At 66.6% G+C, this 3,326-nt stretch carries 3 protein-coding genes; all 3 read right to left on the minus strand.

The genetic code is table 11. From position 1 onward, the window contains the following. Positions 1-197 precede the first annotated feature (197 nt). The 3 genes from ACZ45Q_RS33995 to istA all read right to left on the minus strand — a co-directional run bounded on the left by ACZ45Q_RS33995 (position 198) and on the right by istA (position 3,170). Positions 198-650, minus strand: coding sequence for a GNAT family N-acetyltransferase (locus ACZ45Q_RS33995; RefSeq protein WP_382052674.1), 453 nt, complete (start codon positions 648-650; stop codon positions 198-200). A 97-nt stretch (positions 651-747) separates the two neighbouring features. After that, the gene (istB, locus tag ACZ45Q_RS34000) at positions 748-1,545 is read right to left on the minus strand and encodes an IS21-like element helper ATPase IstB (RefSeq protein ID WP_468269058.1); all 798 of its coding nucleotides are present in this window, start codon (positions 1,543-1,545) and stop codon (positions 748-750) included. Beyond that, the gene (gene istA, locus ACZ45Q_RS34005) at positions 1,542-3,170 is read right to left on the minus strand and encodes an IS21 family transposase (RefSeq protein WP_382052699.1); all 1,629 of its coding nucleotides are present in this window, start codon (positions 3,168-3,170) and stop codon (positions 1,542-1,544) included. The genes istB and istA overlap by 4 nt, the downstream gene beginning before the upstream one ends. Between the last annotated feature and the right edge of the window lie 156 nt (positions 3,171-3,326).

Below are 3,326 nucleotides of genomic sequence, written 5' to 3' on the forward strand. Positions count from 1 at the left end.
GGTGGCTTCGTTGATCTCTAGGAACAGCGATTGTCGACCGGTTTCGGAGGCAGGTGGTGATCGCTGGACTGACGGCTGTCGATGAGAAATGACGGCATGGTCGCGTCTGGGACGTGTCACGGCCGGCACCCATCACCGGGATGGGGTTGGTCAGTGAGGGCGGACGTGTCCGCGTTGCGGCCGGGAGGGGCGAATCTTTATGGCGTCATGTCACGCAGGTCAGGGCGGTTCCTGGGCAGCCCGAAGCCCGCCATCTGCTTCTCCTCGTAGGACAGGAAACCAAGGCTCCGATAGAACGCGTGATTGCGCTTGCCTTCCGGTGACGACTCGTGGTCTGTGGAGAGGAGGAAGAAACGGCAGTGCGAGTAGCGCTGCATGAGGTGCTCGACCAGGGCCCGGCCGACGCCCTGCCGGTGATGCGCTGGGCTGACCACGACATCCTGGACATAGCAGATGTGCTCGTCGTCGGAGACGGTCCGGGCCAGTCCGAGGAGCGTTCCTGAACCGTCTCGTGCGGTGATGACCAGGTGAGAGTTCCGCAGGCCGCGGCAGAGCTTGTCGACGTCGGCGGTGTAGCCTTCCCAGCCGACCGAGTCGTAGAGGCTCAGCATCTCATCAGGATCGAAAAGGTCCTCTTCCGTGATGAACACGCCAAACCCCCTGCGGCTGTGCCGCTTCTCGATGCCGACTTCTCACCGCATCTGACTTCACACTCGTCAGCCACGTCAAGATCGGCAACAGTTGGCCTCAGCCAGCCTGGGCGGGTTGTTCGGTTCGTGCTCGGGTGCTGGCGAGGCGGTAGGAGTCGGTGCCGGTCTCGATGATGGTGCCGTTGAAGGTCAGTCGGTCGACGATGGCCGCGCAGAGCCGGGGGTCGGTGAACGTCTTGGTCCAGCCACCGAACGACTCGTTGGAAGCGATCGCGACGCTGTTCTTCTCCTCGCGTTCGGTCAGGACCTGGAAGAGGAGCTCGGCGCCATGCCGGTCGAGTTCCATGTAGCCGAGTTCGTCGATGCAGAGCAGATCGACACGGCCGTAGCGGGCGATCGTCTTGTTCAGCTGCTTCTCATCCGCGGCCTCGACCAGCTCATTGACCAGTTTCGTCGCGAGCGTGTAGCGCACTCGGTAGCCCTTCATCGCGGCCTCGGTGCCCAGCGCGATGAGCATGTGGGACTTGCCGGTGCCGGAGTCGCCGATCAGGCAGAGCGGTTGACTTTTCTTGATCCATTCGCAGCTGGCGAGGGTGTGGATGGTGGCCGGGTCGATGTTCGGGTTGGCGTCGAAGTCGAAGGAACGCAGGGACTTCTCCCGTGGGAAGCCGGCTGCTTTGATCCGCCTCTCCGACCTGCGGCGGGCCCGGTCGTCGCACTCGGCCATCAGCAGCTCGGCGAGGAAGCCGCGGTAGGTCATCTGGTCCTTCATCGCCCGGTCGGCAATGTCGGAGAACTCGTTGCGGATCGACGGCAGCCGCAGCAAGCGGCAGGCGGAGTCGATCGCGGCATCGGCGGCCTGCTCGGTCAACCCTCGCTGGCGGGGCATGGTCACTGCGCTTCTCCCTCACGGTGGCCGCTGCCGCTGGTGCGGCGGCGTCGGAGCAACTGGTCGTAGTGAGACACCGAGGGCAGCGGCCTGGTGTCCGGCGGAAGATGCGCCAGACGCCACTCGTGCAGCGACGTCACCGTCGCCGACGGCTGGCCGAGGGCCCGGGCGTCCGGCGCGGGCTCGGTCTCCGCCTGGGCGGCCTTGCGGGCCTCCAGCGCGACCGCGTCCGCGGTCATCGCCCCGGCCCGCAGGGCTGCTGCCAGCCCGGCGACGACATGTTCGTGCGTCATGTGGCGTCCGAGCAGCAGCACCTCGATCAGCGCGCGGGTGCCGTCCCGCTCGCCGTGGATCTTCATGGCCTGGGTCCACCAGGCGTCGTGCACCGGGGTGAACTTGCCCGCCGAACGGGCCTGTTCGAGAGCGGTCGAGCCGGGGAAGGCACCGGGCTTGCGAACCAGGACCTCCAGATAGTGGTCCAGTTCAAGACGGACGGCGCCTTTGGCGATCAACCGCTCATGCCGGGCCACCTCCACGTTCTGGTCGTAAACCACCAGGTGAGAGGCGTGAAGGATGACCCTCACCCGCTTGCCGATCAGCCTGATGGGAACCGAGTAGCGGTTCGTGCGGACCGGGATCTGGCCGTAGCGGTCGACCCGCGGGGTGAACAGCCGCCCGGTCTCGAACGGCTCCTCCGGCAACGGCATCAGCAGCGGCCGTTCGAGCGCGAAGTCCTCGGCGATCGTCCGGGACCTGGAGCCGATCCGGCGGGCGTCGTCCTGCCGGTCCCACTGCTCGACCATCTCGTTCAGCTCGGCGAGCGAGGACACCTCGGGAACCGGGACGAAGTGGTTGCGCCGGAAGTATCCGATCTGGCCCTCGACTCCGCCCTTCTCATGGGCGCCCTCGATGCCTGGGCGGCAGTAGAAGCTCTCGATGCCGTAGTGCGATTTGAAGGCGATCCACCGGTCCGCTTCCACCCTCGCCCGGCTCAGCCCGAGCACGCGGGCGACGGCCGCCTTGAGGTTGTCGTAGCGGACCTTGCTCCGTGGGACGCCGCCCAGCGTCCGCAGTGCGTGGACGTGGCCTTCGAAGAACGCTTCCTGGCCGCAGGACGCGAACACGCGGTGGACGGCCTTGCCGGAATACGACAGGCGGAAGGAGAACAGGTAGCAGGTCACCAGCTCGCCAGCGAGGCGGATCGTCACGTCGCCGAAGTCGACCTCCGCCTCGTGACCGGGCTGGTGGGTCTGGGGGACGAACGCCTCCAGCGGGGCCTTGCCCGACTCGACCAGGATCTCGGGCCTTCGGGCCGCGACGTAGTAGCGGACCATCCCGTAGGAGACGTCGGCGCCGTGTTCCTCGACCAGCCGGTGGAAGATCCGGGTGACCGTGTGCCGCTGCTTGCGCGGCGCGTCCAGGTCCGCCCGCAAGATCTCGTCGATCACCGGCTTGTAGCGGTCCACTGCGGTCGCCCGCGGCGGCAGCTTCTTGCGCGGCTCCGGCCAGGACGAGTCCAACGCCTTCCGCACCGTCCGCCACGTCACGCCGTGCTTGCGCTCAAGCTCCCGCATCGACATGCCGCCACGGTGGTCACGCCGGATCGCCGCGTACAGCTCGACCTTCGACATCCGCGGCATGACCAGCACCTTTCACCAGGAGCATCCCGATGCTGCCCTGGCAAGAACCCCAGTGCCTCCCGAACTCGTCGACATCACCCATCCGTGGCACGGGGCGCCTCCCAAACCCATCGACAAGCGACGTCACAACTGCTCGATAAAGCCAGG

It is taken from the genome of Streptomyces sp. NPDC031049, from assembly GCF_055571015.1.